Here is a 16,997-nt window from a genome sequence, read left to right on the forward strand (position 1 = left end):
ATATAAAATCCATTTTTACAATATCTAAAATGGATTTTTTTATTTTTGAGAAGTATTCCTCTCAAATAATCGTAGCTTTGAGGTAAGATTTTTTTGTTTAAAACCCTTTTAAATGGATAACAATTCGAAAGTAGTAGCATCATTTAAAACCTTCTTTTTTGAAATTGGAGAGCTCTCATATTTCACCTCGCGGTTCTTTGTCGAAGTGGTCAAGCGCCCGTTTGAATGGAAAGAATTTCTCAGGCAATGTTACAATATGGGAAATCGGTCATTGCTTTTGGTTAGTGTAACAGGATTTATTATTGGATTAGTATTCACACTCCAATCCAGACCTACACTCGAAGAATTTGGAGCTGTTTCCTGGATGCCCTCAATGGTTAGTATTTCAATAATTAGGGAAATTGGCCCTATCATTACGGCTTTAATTTGTGCCGGAAGAATTGGCTCTGGAATTGGTGCCGAATTGGGCTCTATGCGAGTGACAGAACAAATTGATGCTATGGAAGTATCAGGAACTAATCCCTATAAATATTTAGTTGTTACCCGAATATTAGCAACCACTTTCATGCTACCAATTTTAGTTTTCTTTGGCGATGCGATCGCAATATATGGTTCGGCGATAGTAGAAAATATAAAAGGAAATGTTTCGTTTTTACTCTATTTCAATCAAGTTTTTGACAGTTTGAAGTTTAGTGATATCATCCCAACCACAATAAAAACGCTTTTCTTTGGTTTTGCTATCGGATTGGTAGGCTGTTACAAAGGATATAATTGTAAAAAAGGAACGGCAGGAGTTGGTCTTGCAGCTAATTCAGCCGTCGTATATACGTCTATGTTGCTTTTTATTATTGATTTTATTGCTGTTTTTATTACTAATATTTTTTACGGATAAAACAAGATGAGCAGTTCAACCACTAAATCCAATCCTATAATAGAAATCAAAAACTTGTCTAAAAGTTATGGCGATAATACGGTGTTGAATGGTTTTAACCTGAACTTATATGAAGGCGAAAACTTGGTCATTATGGGGAAATCAGGTTCAGGAAAATCAGTAATGATCAAATGCCTAATCGGACTTGAAGAACCTGACGGTGGTACCATTAAAGTAATGGGGAAAGACATTAACCAAATTGAACACTGGGAATTAGATGAGCTGAGAACCGAAATTGGCTTCCTATTTCAAGGAAGTGCTTTGTATGATTCTATGTCGGTGCGAGAAAATTTAGAATTTCCGTTGCGCAGACACACTAAAAAATTCGGAAAGATAAAAGACACAAAACCAATGGTGCTGGAAGCGTTAACAAATGTTGGATTAGAAGATGCTATTGACATGATGCCCAACGAACTTTCAGGCGGAATGAAACGCAGAATTGCTTTGGCAAGAACTTTAATTCTACAACCAAAAATCATTTTGTATGACGAACCTACAACGGGCCTTGACCCAATTACTTCTAAAGAAATAATATTGCTTATGATGTCGATTCAAAAAAAATACAACACCTCGTCGATCATTATTACCCATGATGTAGATTGTGCCCGAGTAATCTCAAACCGAATGATCTTACTAATAGACAATATAAATTATGCCGAAGGAACTTTTGGAGAACTTTCGGCCTCTGATGATCCAAAAATTAAAGCCTTTTTTAAATAAAATACGACATGGAAAAAACAGCATCACAAAAAATTCGTCTTGGCATTTTCGTCATCGCTGGATTAGCATTCTTTATTCTCACTATATATTTCATCGGAAATAAACAACAAATGTTTGGTAGTACAGAGCATTTAAAAGTTGTGTTTAACAATGTGGGCGGTTTGCAATTGGGAAATAATGTTAGGTATTCTGGTATAAATATTGGCACAGTTCGTAGCATCGATATTGTAAACGACAGCACTATTAGCGTTGACATGCAAATTGACAAATCTATCTTTCCACATATTAAAAAAGATGCTATTGCCACTATTGGTTCCGATGGTTTAGTTGGAAGTGTCATCGTAAATATTACTCCCGGAAAAGGGACCGTTGGACCGGTAAGTCCGGGTGATGTGTTACAGTCAACAAACCGCATTAGAACAGATGATATGCTAAATACCCTGAGTATAACCAATGAAAATGCTGCACAACTTACAGCTGATTTACTTAAAATTACTAATGAAATTAACAACGGAAAAGGAACTGTAGGTGTTTTAATTCGCGATTCTATTATGGCTAATGATTTAAAAGAAACGATTCATTACCTTAAATTAACTAGTAAAAAAACCAGTCAAACAATTGATAATTTAAGTACACAAATTGCTTCTTTAAACAATAAAGATAATGTGATTGGAGTACTAAAAGATACTGTAGTTGCGAACAAAATCAAAAAAATTGTTACTAATTTAGATAGCTCTAGTCAAGAAATAAACAAAGTCGTGACCAATCTAAACGCTACTATTTTAAACGTAAAAGAAGGCAAAGGCGCTATCAATTATTTGTCGAACGATCCTAAATTGGTAAAGAAAATAGATTCTACTATGACTAATATAAATGAAGCAAGCAAAAAATTAAATGATAATTTGGAAGCCTTAAAACACAATTTCTTGTTTCGTGGTTACTTCAGAAAACTTGAAAAAGCAAAAAAGAAAGCAGAAAAAAAATAGTGTCGATTTATATATCTTTTAAAGTAGTGATTAAATAATCAATCTCATCTTTAGTATTATAATGACTGAACGAAATACGCAGACTTGGTTTTTGTAATGCCTCATCGGTAAGCATTTCAGCCAGAACATGTGAAGGTTTAATACTACCACTCTGACAAGCACTTCCTCGTGAAACTGCAATGCCTTTCATGTCTAAATTGAACAAAATCATAGCTGTTTTTTCGGGTGAAATAGGAATTAGTATGTTTAGAATATTATAAAAGGTATCCGACCCATTCACTACAACTTCAGGATAAGCAATATGCAACTCTTGTAAACAATAGGCTTTCAAATCGGAGATGTACTTTCTTTCTTCGTCTAAATGATGGTAACCTAATGCTAATGCTTTTGCCATTCCGGCTATCTGATGCACCGCTTCGGTTCCGGCGCGCCATCCTTTTTCTTGTTCGCCACCAAAAATCATGGGTTGCAAAACCAGACTTTTACGCACAAAGGCAAATCCGATTCCTTTGGGACCATGAAATTTATGAGCACTGGCCACTAAGAAATCAATCGCTAGTTCTTGTAGATTTAACTCGGTTTTCCCGATGGACTGCACTGTATCACAATGAAACAACGCCTTATGTTGGTGACAGACTGCCCCTATTCTATGGATATCATTGACAACTCCCGTTTCATTATTGACATGCATCAATGAAACTAAGGTTGTAGCTTCCTCGGAAAGTAAAGTTTCAAGTTTCGAATAATCTAAAACACCATCGCAGTCCACATTAAGGTAATCAACTTGAATTCCAAATTCTTGCTGCAAAGCTAAAATGGTGTATAAAGTAGCATGATGCTCTACTTTGGACGTAATAATTCGCATTACACCAAAATCCTTAACCGCACTTCTCAAAATCCAATTAGTAGCTTCGGTCGCAGTAGAGGTGAAAATAATTTCTTGTGAATTACAATTCAGACATTTTGCAATTGTTTTTCGTGAGGTTTCAATAACGGCCTTAGCACTTCGTCCAATGCTGTGTGTTGAAGATGGATTTCCATACTCAGACTGCATAATTCTGACTATTTCCTCAATTACTTCTTTTCGAATTGGCGTAGTCGCTGCGTTATCAAGATATATTTTTTGCATAGTGCAAAGATAAAAACTTGAGTTCTTAATTAAATGATAAAAGGGAAATTTAATAGTATAAAAAACTTATTTTTGCTTAAAATTATATTATTCCGATGAAAAGAATTTTAGCTATTCTATCCGTGTTGCTTTTGATTACCTCTTGTGATGATGGAAATTTAACAGTTGACGTTATCGATTTTTCTGAAGGACCAATTCAAAAGTGTAGCCTCAAAGAGGTTCTTTATAAAGTTAAAGATTCAGAAATGCTTGTTCTTGAAATTCCTGCAACCACTTTTACAGAAAACCAAACACTGGACAGCGCGCCCATTGAAGTTGCAATTAATTCGACCAATAAAGTAACCTACAGAAAATACAACGGAACAGTAACTCAGAACAATATTTGTCCTACATTTCCAGATGGAACGCCAAATGTTACCGAACAATGGCTTGCTACCGATGGAACAATCCAAATTAAAGCGACAGCAATCAAAACTACGAACGCTACGACTAACGCTACAAATATTACAGGTTATAATTATTATATCATACTTAAAAATGTAACATTTGAAAAACCAAGCGGACCCCAAGTATATGAAACGTTTGTATTTGGAAATTACACTACTACGATTAGTCCATTAGCTTTAAATTTTGATGCCGATGCCGATAAAAGTACTTGTGCTGCCAGCGACAATAGAATTTTTAATTTCAGCGGAAGCGAAGCTTTTATCTTTGACAGCACCAATTTTAGTACATTATTTGCAAATGCAGTCACAACAACTCCAAGAACAGCACTAATCAGCTCTGCTAACAAATTAACATACAAATTATTCAACAATACCATTACTAATGCTTATTTCTGCGCGACCACTGCACCGGCTACACCTCTACTTTTGCAAGAATGGAATGCGGTGAATGGTGTTGAAGCCACAAGTGGTATCATTGAAGTCACCACTACAACTTTAGGCACCAGTTTTATTCATACTATTCATCTGAAAAGAGTGACGTTGAAAAAGGGAAATAGCGATTTTAGCTTAGGCGATGATTATATATTTGGTAGTTTTGTAACCACTCCCTAATTCTTTCATCCATGCCTACTGACTGTATTAGCTATCAAAAATCAGGATATTTTACTAAATTAATTACCAATTATTTAGAGGAGAAGCCCGAATTAAGTTCGCTGTATAATCGTTTTCCAAAATTGGAAAACTTTAAAAATCAAATTGAAGAAAAGTCGAAGAATTATCCTCAAGAAAATAGAACTAGTTTGGTTACTTCGCTTGAAAATCAATATAAAAATTTTCAGATTTCAGAAGCTACACAAAAGAATATTTCACTTTTATCCGATTCAAATACATATACTATTACAACGGGGCATCAACTGAATTTGTTCACGGGTCCGTTGTATTTTTTATATAAAATTGTTAGTACAATCAATCTATGTACAACCTTGAAAAAGCACTATCCCGAGCATAATTTTGTTCCAATTTATTGGATGGCGACGGAAGATCATGATTTTGAAGAAATAAACTATTTCAATTTCAAAGGCTCCAAAATCAAATGGAATACTGAAAGCTCTGGTCCTGTAGGAAGACTTTCAACACAAGGTTTAAATGAGGTTTTAGAAGTTTTTGCCAGCGAGCTAGGTTTAGGACAAAATGCAACGTATTTAAAAGAACTTTTCACTAACAGTTATTTAAAACAAAATAATCTAGCCGATGCAACTCGATTTTTGGCAAATGAATTATTCGCAAGTCACGGTTTAGTGATTCTTGACGGCGATGATAAAGAGTTGAAGGAATTATTTATTCCTTATGCAAAAGAGGAATTATTGAATCAGACTTCATTTAAAAAGGTTTCCGATACCAATTCGCTTTTAGAAAAAGAATACACTATTCAGGTAAATCCGAGAGAAATCAATCTGTTTTATATTGAAGATAATTTAAGAGAACGTATTGTTTTTGAAGAGAATCAGTATAAAATCAACAATACGAAACTCACTTTCTCTGAAAAAGAAATTTTAGAGTTACTCGAAAGTAATCCTAAAAAATTTAGCCCAAATGTAATACTAAGACCTTTATACCAAGAAGTTATTTTACCTAATCTTTGCTACATTGGCGGCGGAGGTGAAATTGCGTATTGGTTGCAATTAAAATCTAATTTTGAGGCTAAAACCATAGCGTTTCCAATACTTTTAGTTCGAAATTCAGTTCTAATAACTACAGAAAAACAACTTCATAAAGCGGATAAACTAAAGCTTTCTTGGTCAGATTTATTCGAAAATCAACAAGAATTATTCGACAACAAAACCAAGGAATTCTCTGCTTTTAAAATAGATTTTTCGGAGCAAAAAGAACAGTTAAAACAACAGTTTGAAAAGCTAGTAGAAATTGCGAATCAAACAGATAAATCATTCATTGGCGCGGTAAATGCGCAGCAAACTAAACAAATCAAAGGTTTAGAAAATTTAGAAAAACGATTATTAAAAGCTGAAAAAAGAGTTCATGCTGAAAAATTAGAACAGATCATTTTATTGCAAAATGAACTATTTCCCAATCAAGGATTGCAGGAACGAAAAGCCAATTTCTCAGAGTTTTATTTGGAAGCGAATAACAAACTCATAGAGAAATTATTTCAGGAACTCAAACCATTAGAACCACACTTCAGTATAATTACGCTCTGAATCTTATAAGTTTTCAACACGAAAACGTTTTCGTTAACTTTCTATTATAATTATCATCAATTTTCACATACTTTGGTCAACTAATGTTAAACCAACGTTTTATGAAAAAACAATTACTTCATCTATTTCTCGTAACTTTTTTTGCTTTTAATACCAAAGCACAAACCATTTCAATCATCGGAAGTACTACTCCATCTGCGGATTGGGGATTTGATATTGCGATGATAACCACCGACAATATTACGTATACGCTAAATAACATAACGGTATCGGACGCAACAGATCCTACTACAACTGGCCTTAAATTCAGACTCAATAATGACTGGGGAACCAATTGGGGTAACAGCAATTTTCCATCAGGAACGGCTGTGCAAGATGGTGCCAACATTTTGACACAAGCCGGAACGTATGATATCACGTTCAACAGAAATAACGGAACTTACACGTTTATTCCAAGCACAGGTTTGAATTTCTCGAGTATCGGAATTTGGGGTCCAGCAGTGAATTCCCAACAAGGATTTACAGCACCTGATGTTGATATGACTACTACAGATGGGATAACCTATACACTTTCAGGATTTAATTACAGCACGGGAACTGCCTATTTCAGAGAAAATAACGGAAACACCAAGGTTTGGGGAAGCGTTTCTTTTCCAGCAGGAATAGCGACACTTAGCGGACCAAGCATTCAAGTAACCGGAGGAGAATGGTTTGTAACGTTTAACCGAATTACTGGCGATTATAATTTTTCTTTACCAAGCATTGGGATTTTGGGAACGGCGTTGAGCGGATTTACAGCAGAGGATATTGATTTGAATACCACCGACGGATTTAATTATAGTATTTCAAATTTAAGTATGACCGATGGTGAAGCAAAATTTAGAAAAGATAATCTCTGGGTGTCCAATTGGGGTGCTGCAGATTTTCCTGTTGGAATTGGAACACAAGGTGGATCAAATATCCAAGTTATTGCCGGAAGTTATAACATTACATTTGAAAAAGGTAGTGGCGATTATACATTTACCAATGTTTTATCGAATTCAGAACATTCTGTTTCAAAAATTAATATCTATCCAAATCCAACGAACAACTTCTGGAACTTATCACATTCAACAACTATTGACAGTGTGGAACTTTTTGATGTAAACGGAAAAGTAATTCAAAGCTTTATTCCTAATAGTAATCAATTTCAATTGGATGGAACTTTACTAAGCAACGGCGTTTATTTTTTGAAAATCAAATCAGGATTAGATTTTACCGTAAAAAAGATTATTAAAAATTGATAGACGAATCGTTTTTAATAGTGGCTTAAAAGCTTTACTTTTGCACCCAAATTAAAAATAAAAAAAATGGCGACGAATAGAACATTTACAATGATTAAACCGGATGGTGTTGAAAACGGACACATCGGTGGAATTTTAAATATGATTACTGAAGGTGGTTTCAGAATCGTAGCAATGAAATTAACGCAATTGACTGTAGCGGATGCTAAAGCATTTTACGCAGTTCACGCAGAAAGACCGTTCTACGGAGAATTAGTTGAATTCATGACACGCGGACCAATCGTCGCTGCTATCTTGGAAAAAGAAAATGCTGTTGAAGATTTCAGAACGTTAATCGGAGCTACCAATCCTGCTAATGCAGAAGAAGGAACTATCCGTAAAAAATATGCAACTTCAATGGGTGAAAATGCAGTTCACGGTTCTGATAGTGATGAAAATGCAGCTATTGAAGCTGGATTTCATTTTGCAGGAAGAGAACAGTTTTAAACACAAACTAACATACACTATAAAGCCCGCTTTCTTTCGAAGCGGGTTTTTTATATTTTATAAACTCATAGTTTCAAATATCTTCATCATTGCATTGGCTTTTTCAAATTGCTTGACAGCCTTTAATGATTGAGCGTATCGGTAATAATAAACGGGTTCTAAATCGGTTTTCACGGCAAATAATTCGGCATACCATTTAGCCGCAAGTACTAAATCCCCAGCAAAAAAATGACTGTTTCCAACTTTAGTAATCATGTCAACATTTTTATATCCTTTGTCCATAATTCGTTCATATGTTGCCAGAATATCAATTTTTACATTTTTAGGTTTCGTTTCAATTATAGTAGGAGTTGCTTCATTAGTATCAGCAACATCAATTGATTTCATAATATTTCCTGAAGATAGTATGCTAGTAGGAACTTCAGATAGTTTAACGCTTGATTTATTTTTTAATACAGGTATAAGTGCCGTTAGTGCCTCTACTTTAGGTTTTCCGTATATTGGCGTAATTACTCTACTATTGTTTTCACCCAAATCATTGGTGGCTACTAAACTTAAACTAGAAACAGTATAAGTAGTAATGCTGCTTCCCATTGGCCTATTCACTCGTTCTTCAACATGGTAGGAAACTACAGCAAGATCAGATCTTAATGTCGTACTATTGATTGTTTGTTCGCTAGACATTTTCGCATTAGCAGGAAAACGCTCTGTACGCTGAGAAAAACAGCTTAAGGAAAAAACACTTGCTAGTACTACTAAAATTTGGGTGTGATTTTTCATAATATTTCAAATAAGATTGTTACCAATTTATTCAACTACCCAAAGTTACTTACAGTACACTTTTTTGATATACTTTACCTACGAACAACCATAAAAATCGTTGAAATGCAAGTTATTAACAATTTTATCTCCATAATCTCTTGTGAATAGGTATAATTTAAGACTTATTAACAATCAGAAACTATAAAATCACCTCAAAAGTGTTATTATTTATCTTATAAGAATACCAAAAAAGATTATTTTGCGTTATGAAATAAATCAAATCCAAACGAACATGAAAAATCACATTGTTGCAGCATTACTATTGTTTACATCGTATTCTATAACGGCACAAACAGTACCCGAAACCAAAGAAAGTAAAGTGTCATTTGCCGTAAATACCAAAATTGGTTTTGCCAGACTCAAAGAAAAAGGCAACGTCACTTTAAACGGAAATGTCAATGGTGGAGATCTTTTACTATCCTATAAATTAGGTAAAATATGGGACATAACTTCCGGTGTTGGTTATTTGGAATATTATGCCAATACTACAGTGGCCGGAAATGAAATTAGCGTCAAAAATGCCTACTTACACATTCCACTGCAATTTAACGGAGATTATACAATTCTGAAAAATGAAGAAACGCAAAATGCCAAAATTATTTTCTCGATCGGTATTGGTGCTTACGCTCGAACTTTGCTTAAACAACAAATAGAAACCATTGGAGGCGATTCAGACAGCAAAAACCTAGGATGGAATTTCGGTTTCTCTAGTCAAATTGGAACGCGTTTTATTGTTAGTGATAAACTTACTGTTGGATTGGGCTTAGAAAATCAAAGTGATTTAACCGATATGAAAAAAGACGGAAGAGCGCAAAAAATAGAAACTATAAATGCGATTTACTTTAAATTAGGTTTTAAATTCTAAATTACGCTGCAAGCAGTTTCAAAATCCTTCTCCAATCGAGAGGGATTTTTTTATTAAAATTAACCCGCTGGGTGCAATTAGATATAAAGACAATTATTTGCAGTTTGTCACTCTGAACATACCTGTATTGACGAAGGAAGTATCGAAGTGCTTAAAAAAAGGTCTTCGAAAAGCTCCAAACTGACAATAAGTTTCTATTTGAAAGAGGTCTATTGGTGACAACCATTAAATTAAATTATATAAATTATTCTAAAAAAATTGTAACAATAAGCGAACCGCCACTATTTAATTTTACAAAACTAATTCAAAAATGTACTAATCAAAATCCAAACATCATGAAAAAGCAACTACAATTCGCTGCCCTATTTACTTTAATGCTCACTTCTTTCACGAGTTGTGATTTAATTGGCGGAATCTTCAAAGCCGGAATGGGATTCGGAATATTCATTGTCGTAGCAGTCATAGCTTTGATTGTATATGCCGTTAGTCGATTCGGAAAAAACAAATAACGTAACTTAAATCAACATCATGAACACATCAAAACTTATAGGAGCACTCTTAATTATTGCAAGTTTATTTTTAGGCTACACAGGTTATAATAAAATAGCAGCTAATTCTAAAGAAGTAAAAGTAATCGGAATAAAAATCGATGCTTCAAATGAATCCGGAAAACAACAAGGATATTTATATATCGGCTTCGCAGTTATTCTTTTTGTAGGCGGAATATATTCCATCAACAAATCAAAAGATTAATTAATTATTCTCCTAAACTTAAGAAAGCCTCGATTTCTCGAGGCTTTCTGTTATTGTAAACCTTTTAAACTCTGCTGTATCGTTGCAATTTTTGCCAAAGCATCGGCTTCTTTCTTTCGTTCTATTTCAAGCACTTTTTCTGGTGCACCGCCAACAAATTTTTCGTTAGACAATTTTCCCTGAACACTTCTTAGGAAACCTTGAGTATATTTTAATTCTTCAGTCAATTTCGCAATTTCAGCAGCGATATCAATATTTCCCGAAACCGGAATAAAATATTCGTTAGATTTTACTCTATATGTCAACGCACCATCAATTTTATCTGTAATGTATTCTAATGAAACGATGTTACCCAACTTGATTATCACGCTATCAAAATAAGTCGACACTTTTTCATTGTTGACCACTTTCAAATCGATTGCATCTTTCATTGCGATGTTTTTCTCTTTCCGAATAGTTCTCAATCCAGCGATGACCTCAGAAGTGAATTCGAAATTGGCAATTAGCTTTTCGTCAAACGAAGTCATTTTAGGATATTCCGCAATAATTAAGGCTTGTTCTGGAGTTCTCTGAGCAATAAACTGCCAAATTTCTTCCGTCAAAAATGGCATAAACGGATGCAATAATTTTAAATTGGCTTCCAACATTTCGATAGCTTTATCAAATGTTGCTCTGTCGATTGGCTGCTGGTAAGCGGGTTTAATCATTTCCAAGAACCACGAACAAAAATCATCCCAAACCAATTTGTAAATCGACATTAAAGCATCTGAAAGTCTGTATTTCTCAAAATGATCTTCAATTTCTACTAAGGTTTGCTGCAGTTTTGCTTCATACCATTCGATAGCCACTTTAGAACTTTCAGGTTGTGCGATATCGGCAACTTCCCAACCTTTTATTAATCGGAAGGCATTCCATATTTTATTAGCAAATGCTTTTCCGTTGTTACATAATTCTTCATCAAACATGATATCATTTCCGGCAGAAGCACTCAAAAGCAATCCAACGCGAACTCCGTCAGCACCAAATTTTTCAATTAGTTCCAAAGGTTCTGGAGAATTCCCTAATGATTTAGACATCTTACGACGTTGTTTATCACGCACTAATCCGGTTAAATACACATTTGAAAAAGGTTTTTCACCTGCAAATTCATATCCTGCAATAATCATTCGGGCAACCCAGAAAAATAGAATATCTGGACCCGTAACCAAATCATTTGTTGGATAATAGTATTTAAAATCTTCATTTTCAGGTTCCATAATTCCGCCAAAAACAGCCATTGGCCATAACCACGAAGAGAACCAAGTATCTAAAGCATCAGCATCCTGACGTAAATCATTCTTAGTTAAATTGTCTTTTCCAGTTGCTTTTTTAGCCAATACTAAAGCATCATCAATAGTTTCTGCCACAACGAAATCTTCTTTTCCATCGCCGTAGAAATAAGCCGGAATTTGTTGTCCCCACCACAATTGGCGTGAAATATTCCAATCGCGGATGTTTTCCAACCAATGACGGTACGTATTATCAAAACGAGATGGATATAATTTAATTTCTTTCGTTTCTAAAACCGCTTTGATGGCTGGTTTCACCAATTCCTCCATGCTCAAAAACCATTGATCAGATAAGCGTGGCTCAATTACAGCCTTAGTTCTTTCAGAAGTTCCCACTTTATTTAAGTGTGTTTCTGTTTTGGCTAAAGCCCCGATTGCTTCTAATTCATTCGCAATTTCTTCACGAACAACGAAACGATCTTTTCCTTGATACTGCAATCCAAAAGAATTCAAAGAAGCATCTTCGTTAAAAATATCGATGATTTCAAGATTGTGTTTTTCGCCCAGCGTTTTATCGTTCATATCGTGCGCAGGAGTTACTTTTAAGCATCCTGTTCCGAATTCGATATCAACATATTCATCTTCAATAATCGGAATTACTCTTCCACAAATTGGCACAATCACTTTCTTCCCTTTCAGATGAGTAAAACGTTCGTCATTTGGATTGATACAAATAGCGGTATCTCCAAAAATCGTTTCTGGACGCGTTGTAGCAACCGTTAGGAAATCAGAACTTCCTTCGATTTGGTATTTTATGAAGTATAATTTCCCTTGTCTTTCTTCAAAAATCACTTCTTCGTCAGACAAGGTTGTTTTGGCTTCCGGATCCCAGTTTACCATTCGGTAACCGCGATAGATTAAGCCTTTATTGTATAAATCGACAAACGATCGAATAACTGATGCCGACATATCGGGATCCATGGTGAATTTAGTTCGGTCCCAATCGCAAGAACAGCCTAATTGTTTTAGTTGTTCCAGAATAGTTCCACCGTATTTGTCGGTCCAAGCGTGAGCATGCACCAAAAATTCTTCGCGAGTCAAATCGTTTTTGTTGATGCCTTCGCTTTTTAGTTTGGCCACAACTTTAGCTTCCGTTGCTATAGAAGCGTGATCCGTTCCCGGAACCCAACACGCATTGAACCCTTTAAGACGCGCACGGCGAATTAAAACATCTTGAATCGTGTTGTTCAACATATGTCCCATATGCAAAACTCCAGTCACGTTTGGTGGCGGAATGGTTATGGTGTACGGTTTTCTATGATCGGGTTTGGAATGAAAATAGTTGTTTTTCATCCAGTAATCGTACCATTTTTTTTCTACTTCTTTAGCGTTAAACTGTGCGGGAATCGACATATTTGTTTATTCGTTAATTTGATTATTTATTTACAAAAGTGCACTACATTTCTCTTTTAGCCCCGATTGTAGCGAGCAACCTTGTAGCGCGGAAAGCGGGAAAATGGTTGGCTAATAAATCCCAAGCCTTTCGCTACTGACCTTCTCAGCACACGTTGAAATCCTTTGGCACACCTTTTGTAAACTGCACTGCAAAAGTAATTAATAAAGACTTTAGAAAAAATTAAGAATTAAACTTTTGTGTATTAATTTAAACAGACTATTTTTACTAACCAATTAAACAGTTTACCATGAAAAAATATTTACTTATCGCAGTTCTATCAATCAATGCAGCGATTTTTGCTCAAAAAGGACCGAAGATTGAATTTAAAGATAAAGACAACACCATAGATTACGGAAAGGTAAATAAAGAGGATGACAACGGTTTGCGGACTTTTGTATTTACCAATACAGGCGACCAGCCTCTAATTATTAAGGAAGCAAAGAGTACCTGCGGTTGTACAGTTCCCACTTTTTCAAAAGAACCGATTGCTCCGGGAAAAACAGGCTCTATTGATGTAAAATATAATATGAATACCGGTCCAATTAGAAAAACAATTACAGTAGAAAGTAATGCTGTAAATGTAGAAGAAGGTCGTGTAGCAATCAAAATTAAAGGCGAAGTAGTAGAGAAACCTGTCGTAAATCTTCTCGAGAAAAAATCATCAAGTCCAATGATGCAATAGTTAACAAGCCCTAAGAAATTGGGGCTTTTTTTTATATAATTTCCTTAAGTTGAAATGTAAAAGTGTAAGTTTTATTGTTGCGGTCTACTTCTATTTCGATTATTTTTCCGGGTTCTGATTTGAGTAATTCATTTATCCTTTCTATACTGAAATCGTGGGATATGTGTTTGTTAATTTTGAGAATCTTATCTCCTATTTTAAGTCCCGATTTTTCTGCTTCTGAACCTGTTCTCACACTAGCTATCTTAAAAACAGGCTTTAATTCAAAATGGATTTTAAGATTGCTCTGAATTTTTTCATCCTTAACACTCGTATAAATTTTTATATCAGCATTGTCGATTTCTTTTACCCATTCTAAGCCTGCATGCTCGACTTCTATTCCACTCATATTAAAATGGAATGGCTCTTTTATTTTGCTATTTGGTTTTGTATAAATAGCATTATTTTGATAATCAAAAACAACAGTAAACCTTGAAATAACTCCGCTTCCTACAGAACCCACTCGGTTTGGAACAAAACTCACGCTTTTTACAGAGGCCGAATCTGGGAACGTAACCAAAGGAAGACTGAACGTTTTTCTACCAAATTCGTAGCTATCTATTCTTCCTCTTTTACCATAAACGTTACCACTAAATCCTCGGCCAAGAAAGTCTTCAATATTTTTTTCTGGCACTTTAATTTTATCCGTTTTACTTGTGAAAATCCACACAGCATCGCTATTTCCTGTATCTATTAATAATTTCGAAGGGAGCATCCTTCCGTCAGACTTTATATTAGAAATGTAGTAGGGCTTATTATCTTCAATAGTTATTGAATCTTTAACAAATTTTCTCTGAAGACGTGCATAAACGTTTTGATTCTGATGATCATAGATAATGATTTTGCGTTTATCATAGTTAATTTCAACAATATGATTTTTGAAAAAATTGTAGCCAAGAATTCCGTTTACCGGAATCCCCACTTGCGAAGAAAAATTAATCTCCTGATCCAGAATAACATAAATTTCATGATTTAAATCAAAAAAGTTCTTTACTGCTACTTTATTTCGTGAAGACTTATAAGAATCAATCGCTTCCCTACTTCCTAATCCTTTTAGTTTTAATTTCTCTACTTCAAAAAGTTTTACTTCGTTTTTATCATCCAGACTAAAAAGTATCGTTTGCTCTACGCCTGTATCCAATAAAAAAGTCAATTCTTCTCCATTGACATTAACTGGAATAAAGATTAAATTATTGATAAGTTTAAAGGAAACAACAACTTTTTTTGTTGGATTTACTAAATGAAATTCAGACTGACTAAAAATAGTGACAGAACATATCAGAAAAAGAAACACTAGTTTCAAACGCATTAGAATTGATTTTAGAATAAAATTAGAAAATAATTTTCTGACAAGGCTATTTTTAACAAATTATATATCTCCAAATGCGTTGCTTACCAATGAAAAAAATCGCAAATTTGCATTTCAAATAAATAAACTATGCCGAAGATTTCATTAAAAGGCCAACAAATGCCTGAATCACCAATTAGAAAATTGGTTCCCTACGCTGAAATTGCAAAAAAGAAAGGTAATAAAGTATATCATTTAAATATTGGACAACCGGATATTAAAACGCCAGATGTAGCTTTGAATGCTGTAAAAAATGCTGATATCACCGTTTTAGAATACAGCCATTCTGCAGGATTTGAAAGTTACAGAACCAAGCTTTCTGCTTATTATAAATCACACGGTTTACCTGTAGATGTTCAAGACATTATCATTACAACTGGTGGTTCTGAAGCGTTGCTTTTTGCCATGGGAAGTACTATGGATGTAGGTGACGAAATCATTATTCCAGAACCTTTTTACGCAAATTATAACGGATTTTCAATAGCCTCAGGCGTAACCGTTGTTCCTGTAATTTCTACAATTGACGAAGGTTTCGCTTTGCCGCCTATTTCCGCTTTTGAAAAATTAATTACACCTAGAACCAAAGCAATATTAATCTGTAATCCAGGAAATCCAACGGGTTACCTGTATTCGAAAGAAGAAATTTTACAATTGGCTGAAATCGTTAAAAAACACGATTTATTCCTTATTGCTGACGAAGTGTACCGCGAATTCATTTATGATGAAAACGACAAACATTATTCGGTAATGAACGATCCCGGAATTGAGCAAAATGCCATAATGATTGATTCGGTTTCCAAAAGATATAGTATGTGCGGCGCCCGAATTGGTTGCATTGTTTCTAAAAATAAGGAAGTAATGGCGACCGCAATGAAGTTTGCACAAGCCCGATTAAGTCCGCCAACTTATGCGCAAATTGCCAGCGAAGCCGCTTTGGAAACGCCACAGAGTTATTTTGACGACGTGATTGAAGAATACAAAGCAAGAAGAGATGCGTTGATTACGGAATTGCAAAAAATCGAGGGTGTAAAAGTAGGAACCCCAAAAGGTGCTTTCTATTGCATTGCAAAACTGCCTGTTAAAAACGCGGATGATTTTGCTAAATGGCTTTTAGAATCGTATGACAACAACAAAGAAACCGTTATGGTGGCTCCCGCAGCTGGTTTCTATTCGACTCCCGGCGTTGGTTTAGACGAAGTCCGAATTGCCTATGTCCTTAAAAAAGCTGATTTGGTTCGTTCAGTGGCCATCCTTAAAGATGCTTTGGAAGTGTACAATAAGCTATAAATTACTCCATTTAGTGTAAAAAATCCCGTCTCGTTTTTCAGAACTAGACGGGATTTTTCTTTTTTAGAAGCAGACCAATAGTGCTTCTTAACAACTTCCGTCCCGCTATCCGTTACAATCTCTGCGAGGATTTCCACTCCTATCGGGGCTAGTAGTCACGAACATCTTTCTATCCTACATAAAAAAAAGGTTCCGATTAAATCGGAACCTTTTTTTTTATTTAAGTTGTCTTGTCCTGAAATAGCGATACACAAAAAAGTATCCTTATGGAAAAACATGA

General features: G+C 34.9%; 16 protein-coding genes. 12 read left to right on the top strand and 4 right to left on the bottom strand.

Annotation, left to right across the window (positions count from 1 at the left end; translation table 11 throughout):
- Nucleotides 1–112: 112 nt before the first annotated feature.
- The 3 genes from PSU83_RS06810 to PSU83_RS06820 are packed head-to-tail and all read left to right on the top strand — an operon-like array spanning nt 113 to nt 2,637.
- Nucleotides 113–892, top strand: coding sequence for an ABC transporter permease (locus PSU83_RS06810; protein WP_300588209.1), 780 nt, complete (start codon nt 113–115; stop codon nt 890–892).
- Nucleotides 893–898: 6 nt separating this feature from the next.
- On the top strand, nt 899–1,651 hold the full coding sequence (locus PSU83_RS06815; protein WP_300588211.1) for an ATP-binding cassette domain-containing protein: 753 nt from the start codon (nt 899–901) through the stop codon (nt 1,649–1,651).
- An 8-nt stretch (nt 1,652–1,659) separates the two neighbouring features.
- A complete protein-coding gene (locus PSU83_RS06820; protein WP_300588214.1) occupies nt 1,660–2,637 on the top strand; it encodes an MlaD family protein in 978 nt (325 codons plus the stop codon).
- Between the two features lie 7 nt (nt 2,638–2,644).
- Here the strand turns inward: PSU83_RS06820 and PSU83_RS06825 are convergent, their stop codons facing one another.
- Complete coding sequence (locus tag PSU83_RS06825; protein ID WP_300588216.1) at nt 2,645–3,766, bottom strand: cysteine desulfurase family protein; 1,122 nt, start codon at nt 3,764–3,766, stop codon at nt 2,645–2,647.
- A 95-nt stretch (nt 3,767–3,861) separates the two neighbouring features.
- Between PSU83_RS06825 and PSU83_RS06830 the strand changes: the two genes are divergently transcribed.
- The 4 genes from PSU83_RS06830 to PSU83_RS06845 all read left to right on the top strand — a co-directional run bounded on the left by PSU83_RS06830 (nt 3,862) and on the right by PSU83_RS06845 (nt 8,197).
- Complete coding sequence (locus PSU83_RS06830; protein ID WP_300588218.1) at nt 3,862–4,824, top strand: hypothetical protein; 963 nt, start codon at nt 3,862–3,864, stop codon at nt 4,822–4,824.
- An 11-nt stretch (nt 4,825–4,835) separates the two neighbouring features.
- Entirely contained in the window at nt 4,836–6,428 is a 1,593-nt protein-coding gene (gene bshC / locus PSU83_RS06835) for a bacillithiol biosynthesis cysteine-adding enzyme BshC (RefSeq protein ID WP_300588220.1), read from the top strand.
- 101 nt (nt 6,429–6,529) lie between these two features.
- Complete coding sequence (locus tag PSU83_RS06840) at nt 6,530–7,711, top strand: T9SS type A sorting domain-containing protein (protein ID WP_300588222.1); 1,182 nt, start codon at nt 6,530–6,532, stop codon at nt 7,709–7,711.
- A gap of 66 nt (nt 7,712–7,777) precedes the next feature.
- Nucleotides 7,778–8,197 carry a nucleoside-diphosphate kinase gene (locus PSU83_RS06845; RefSeq protein ID WP_300588224.1) on the top strand — a complete coding sequence of 140 codons (420 nt, stop codon included), beginning with the start codon at nt 7,778–7,780 and terminating at the stop codon, nt 8,195–8,197.
- Nucleotides 8,198–8,254: 57 nt separating this feature from the next.
- Here PSU83_RS06845 and PSU83_RS06850 read toward each other — a convergent pair whose 3' ends face one another.
- Nucleotides 8,255–8,977 (bottom strand): hypothetical protein, encoded by a 723-nt coding sequence (locus PSU83_RS06850; RefSeq protein ID WP_300588227.1) that lies wholly within the window; start codon nt 8,975–8,977, stop codon nt 8,255–8,257.
- A 274-nt stretch (nt 8,978–9,251) separates the two neighbouring features.
- Here PSU83_RS06850 and PSU83_RS06855 point away from each other — a divergent pair, with 274 nt between their 5' ends.
- The 3 genes from PSU83_RS06855 (at nt 9,252) to PSU83_RS06865 (ending at nt 10,637) form a co-directional block, all read left to right on the top strand.
- A complete protein-coding gene (locus tag PSU83_RS06855; protein WP_300588229.1) occupies nt 9,252–9,884 on the top strand; it encodes an outer membrane beta-barrel protein in 633 nt (210 codons plus the stop codon).
- A 335-nt stretch (nt 9,885–10,219) separates the two neighbouring features.
- Entirely contained in the window at nt 10,220–10,393 is a 174-nt protein-coding gene (locus tag PSU83_RS06860; protein WP_300588232.1) for a hypothetical protein, read from the top strand.
- A gap of 19 nt (nt 10,394–10,412) precedes the next feature.
- Nucleotides 10,413–10,637: a hypothetical protein gene (locus PSU83_RS06865; protein ID WP_300588234.1), complete on the top strand. Its 225-nt coding sequence runs from the start codon at nt 10,413–10,415 to the stop codon at nt 10,635–10,637.
- Between the two features lie 50 nt (nt 10,638–10,687).
- On the opposite strand, the gene PSU83_RS06870 is transcribed toward PSU83_RS06865, so the two are convergent.
- Nucleotides 10,688–13,318 (bottom strand): valine--tRNA ligase, encoded by a 2,631-nt coding sequence (locus PSU83_RS06870; RefSeq protein WP_300588236.1) that lies wholly within the window; start codon nt 13,316–13,318, stop codon nt 10,688–10,690.
- A gap of 290 nt (nt 13,319–13,608) precedes the next feature.
- On the opposite strand from PSU83_RS06870, the gene PSU83_RS06875 reads away from it, so the two are divergent.
- On the top strand, nt 13,609–14,043 hold the full coding sequence (locus PSU83_RS06875; protein WP_300588239.1) for a DUF1573 domain-containing protein: 435 nt from the start codon (nt 13,609–13,611) through the stop codon (nt 14,041–14,043).
- 31 nt (nt 14,044–14,074) lie between these two features.
- On the opposite strand, the gene PSU83_RS06880 is transcribed toward PSU83_RS06875, so the two are convergent.
- Nucleotides 14,075–15,391, bottom strand: coding sequence for an aspartyl protease family protein (locus PSU83_RS06880; RefSeq protein ID WP_300588241.1), 1,317 nt, complete (start codon nt 15,389–15,391; stop codon nt 14,075–14,077).
- A 129-nt stretch (nt 15,392–15,520) separates the two neighbouring features.
- On the opposite strand from PSU83_RS06880, the gene PSU83_RS06885 reads away from it, so the two are divergent.
- Nucleotides 15,521–16,717, top strand: a complete 1,197-nt coding sequence (locus PSU83_RS06885; protein ID WP_300588243.1) for a pyridoxal phosphate-dependent aminotransferase — start codon at nt 15,521–15,523, stop codon at nt 16,715–16,717.
- The last annotated feature ends 280 nt before the right edge of the window (nt 16,718–16,997 follow it).

Origin of the sequence: Flavobacterium sp. (assembly GCF_029945805.1) — a bacterium.
Classification (GTDB): Bacteria; Bacteroidota; Bacteroidia; order Flavobacteriales; family Flavobacteriaceae; genus Flavobacterium.

Bases quoted from the DNA above. Each gene is read 5' to 3' on its own strand.
- PSU83_RS06860 (WP_300588232.1), top strand. From the start codon at position 10,220: ATGAAAAAGCAACTACAATTCGCTGCCCTATTTACTTTAATGCTCACT.
- PSU83_RS06845 (WP_300588224.1), top strand. From the start codon at position 7,778: ATGGCGACGAATAGAACATTTACAATGATTAAACCGGATGGTGTTGAA.
- PSU83_RS06825 (WP_300588216.1), bottom strand. From the start codon at position 3,766: ATGCAAAAAATATATCTTGATAACGCAGCGACTACGCCAATTCGAAAA.
- PSU83_RS06815 (WP_300588211.1), top strand. From the start codon at position 899: ATGAGCAGTTCAACCACTAAATCCAATCCTATAATAGAAATCAAAAAC.
- PSU83_RS06885 (WP_300588243.1), top strand. From the start codon at position 15,521: ATGCCGAAGATTTCATTAAAAGGCCAACAAATGCCTGAATCACCAATT.
- PSU83_RS06840 (WP_300588222.1), top strand. From the start codon at position 6,530: ATGAAAAAACAATTACTTCATCTATTTCTCGTAACTTTTTTTGCTTTT.
- bshC (WP_300588220.1), top strand. From the start codon at position 4,836: ATGCCTACTGACTGTATTAGCTATCAAAAATCAGGATATTTTACTAAA.
- PSU83_RS06810 (WP_300588209.1), top strand. From the start codon at position 113: ATGGATAACAATTCGAAAGTAGTAGCATCATTTAAAACCTTCTTTTTT.
- PSU83_RS06865 (WP_300588234.1), top strand. From the start codon at position 10,413: ATGAACACATCAAAACTTATAGGAGCACTCTTAATTATTGCAAGTTTA.
- PSU83_RS06855 (WP_300588229.1), top strand. From the start codon at position 9,252: ATGAAAAATCACATTGTTGCAGCATTACTATTGTTTACATCGTATTCT.
- PSU83_RS06880 (WP_300588241.1), bottom strand. From the start codon at position 15,391: ATGCGTTTGAAACTAGTGTTTCTTTTTCTGATATGTTCTGTCACTATT.
- PSU83_RS06830 (WP_300588218.1), top strand. From the start codon at position 3,862: ATGAAAAGAATTTTAGCTATTCTATCCGTGTTGCTTTTGATTACCTCT.
- PSU83_RS06820 (WP_300588214.1), top strand. From the start codon at position 1,660: ATGGAAAAAACAGCATCACAAAAAATTCGTCTTGGCATTTTCGTCATC.
- PSU83_RS06850 (WP_300588227.1), bottom strand. From the start codon at position 8,977: ATGAAAAATCACACCCAAATTTTAGTAGTACTAGCAAGTGTTTTTTCC.
- PSU83_RS06870 (WP_300588236.1), bottom strand. From the start codon at position 13,318: ATGTCGATTCCCGCACAGTTTAACGCTAAAGAAGTAGAAAAAAAATGG.
- PSU83_RS06875 (WP_300588239.1), top strand. From the start codon at position 13,609: ATGAAAAAATATTTACTTATCGCAGTTCTATCAATCAATGCAGCGATT.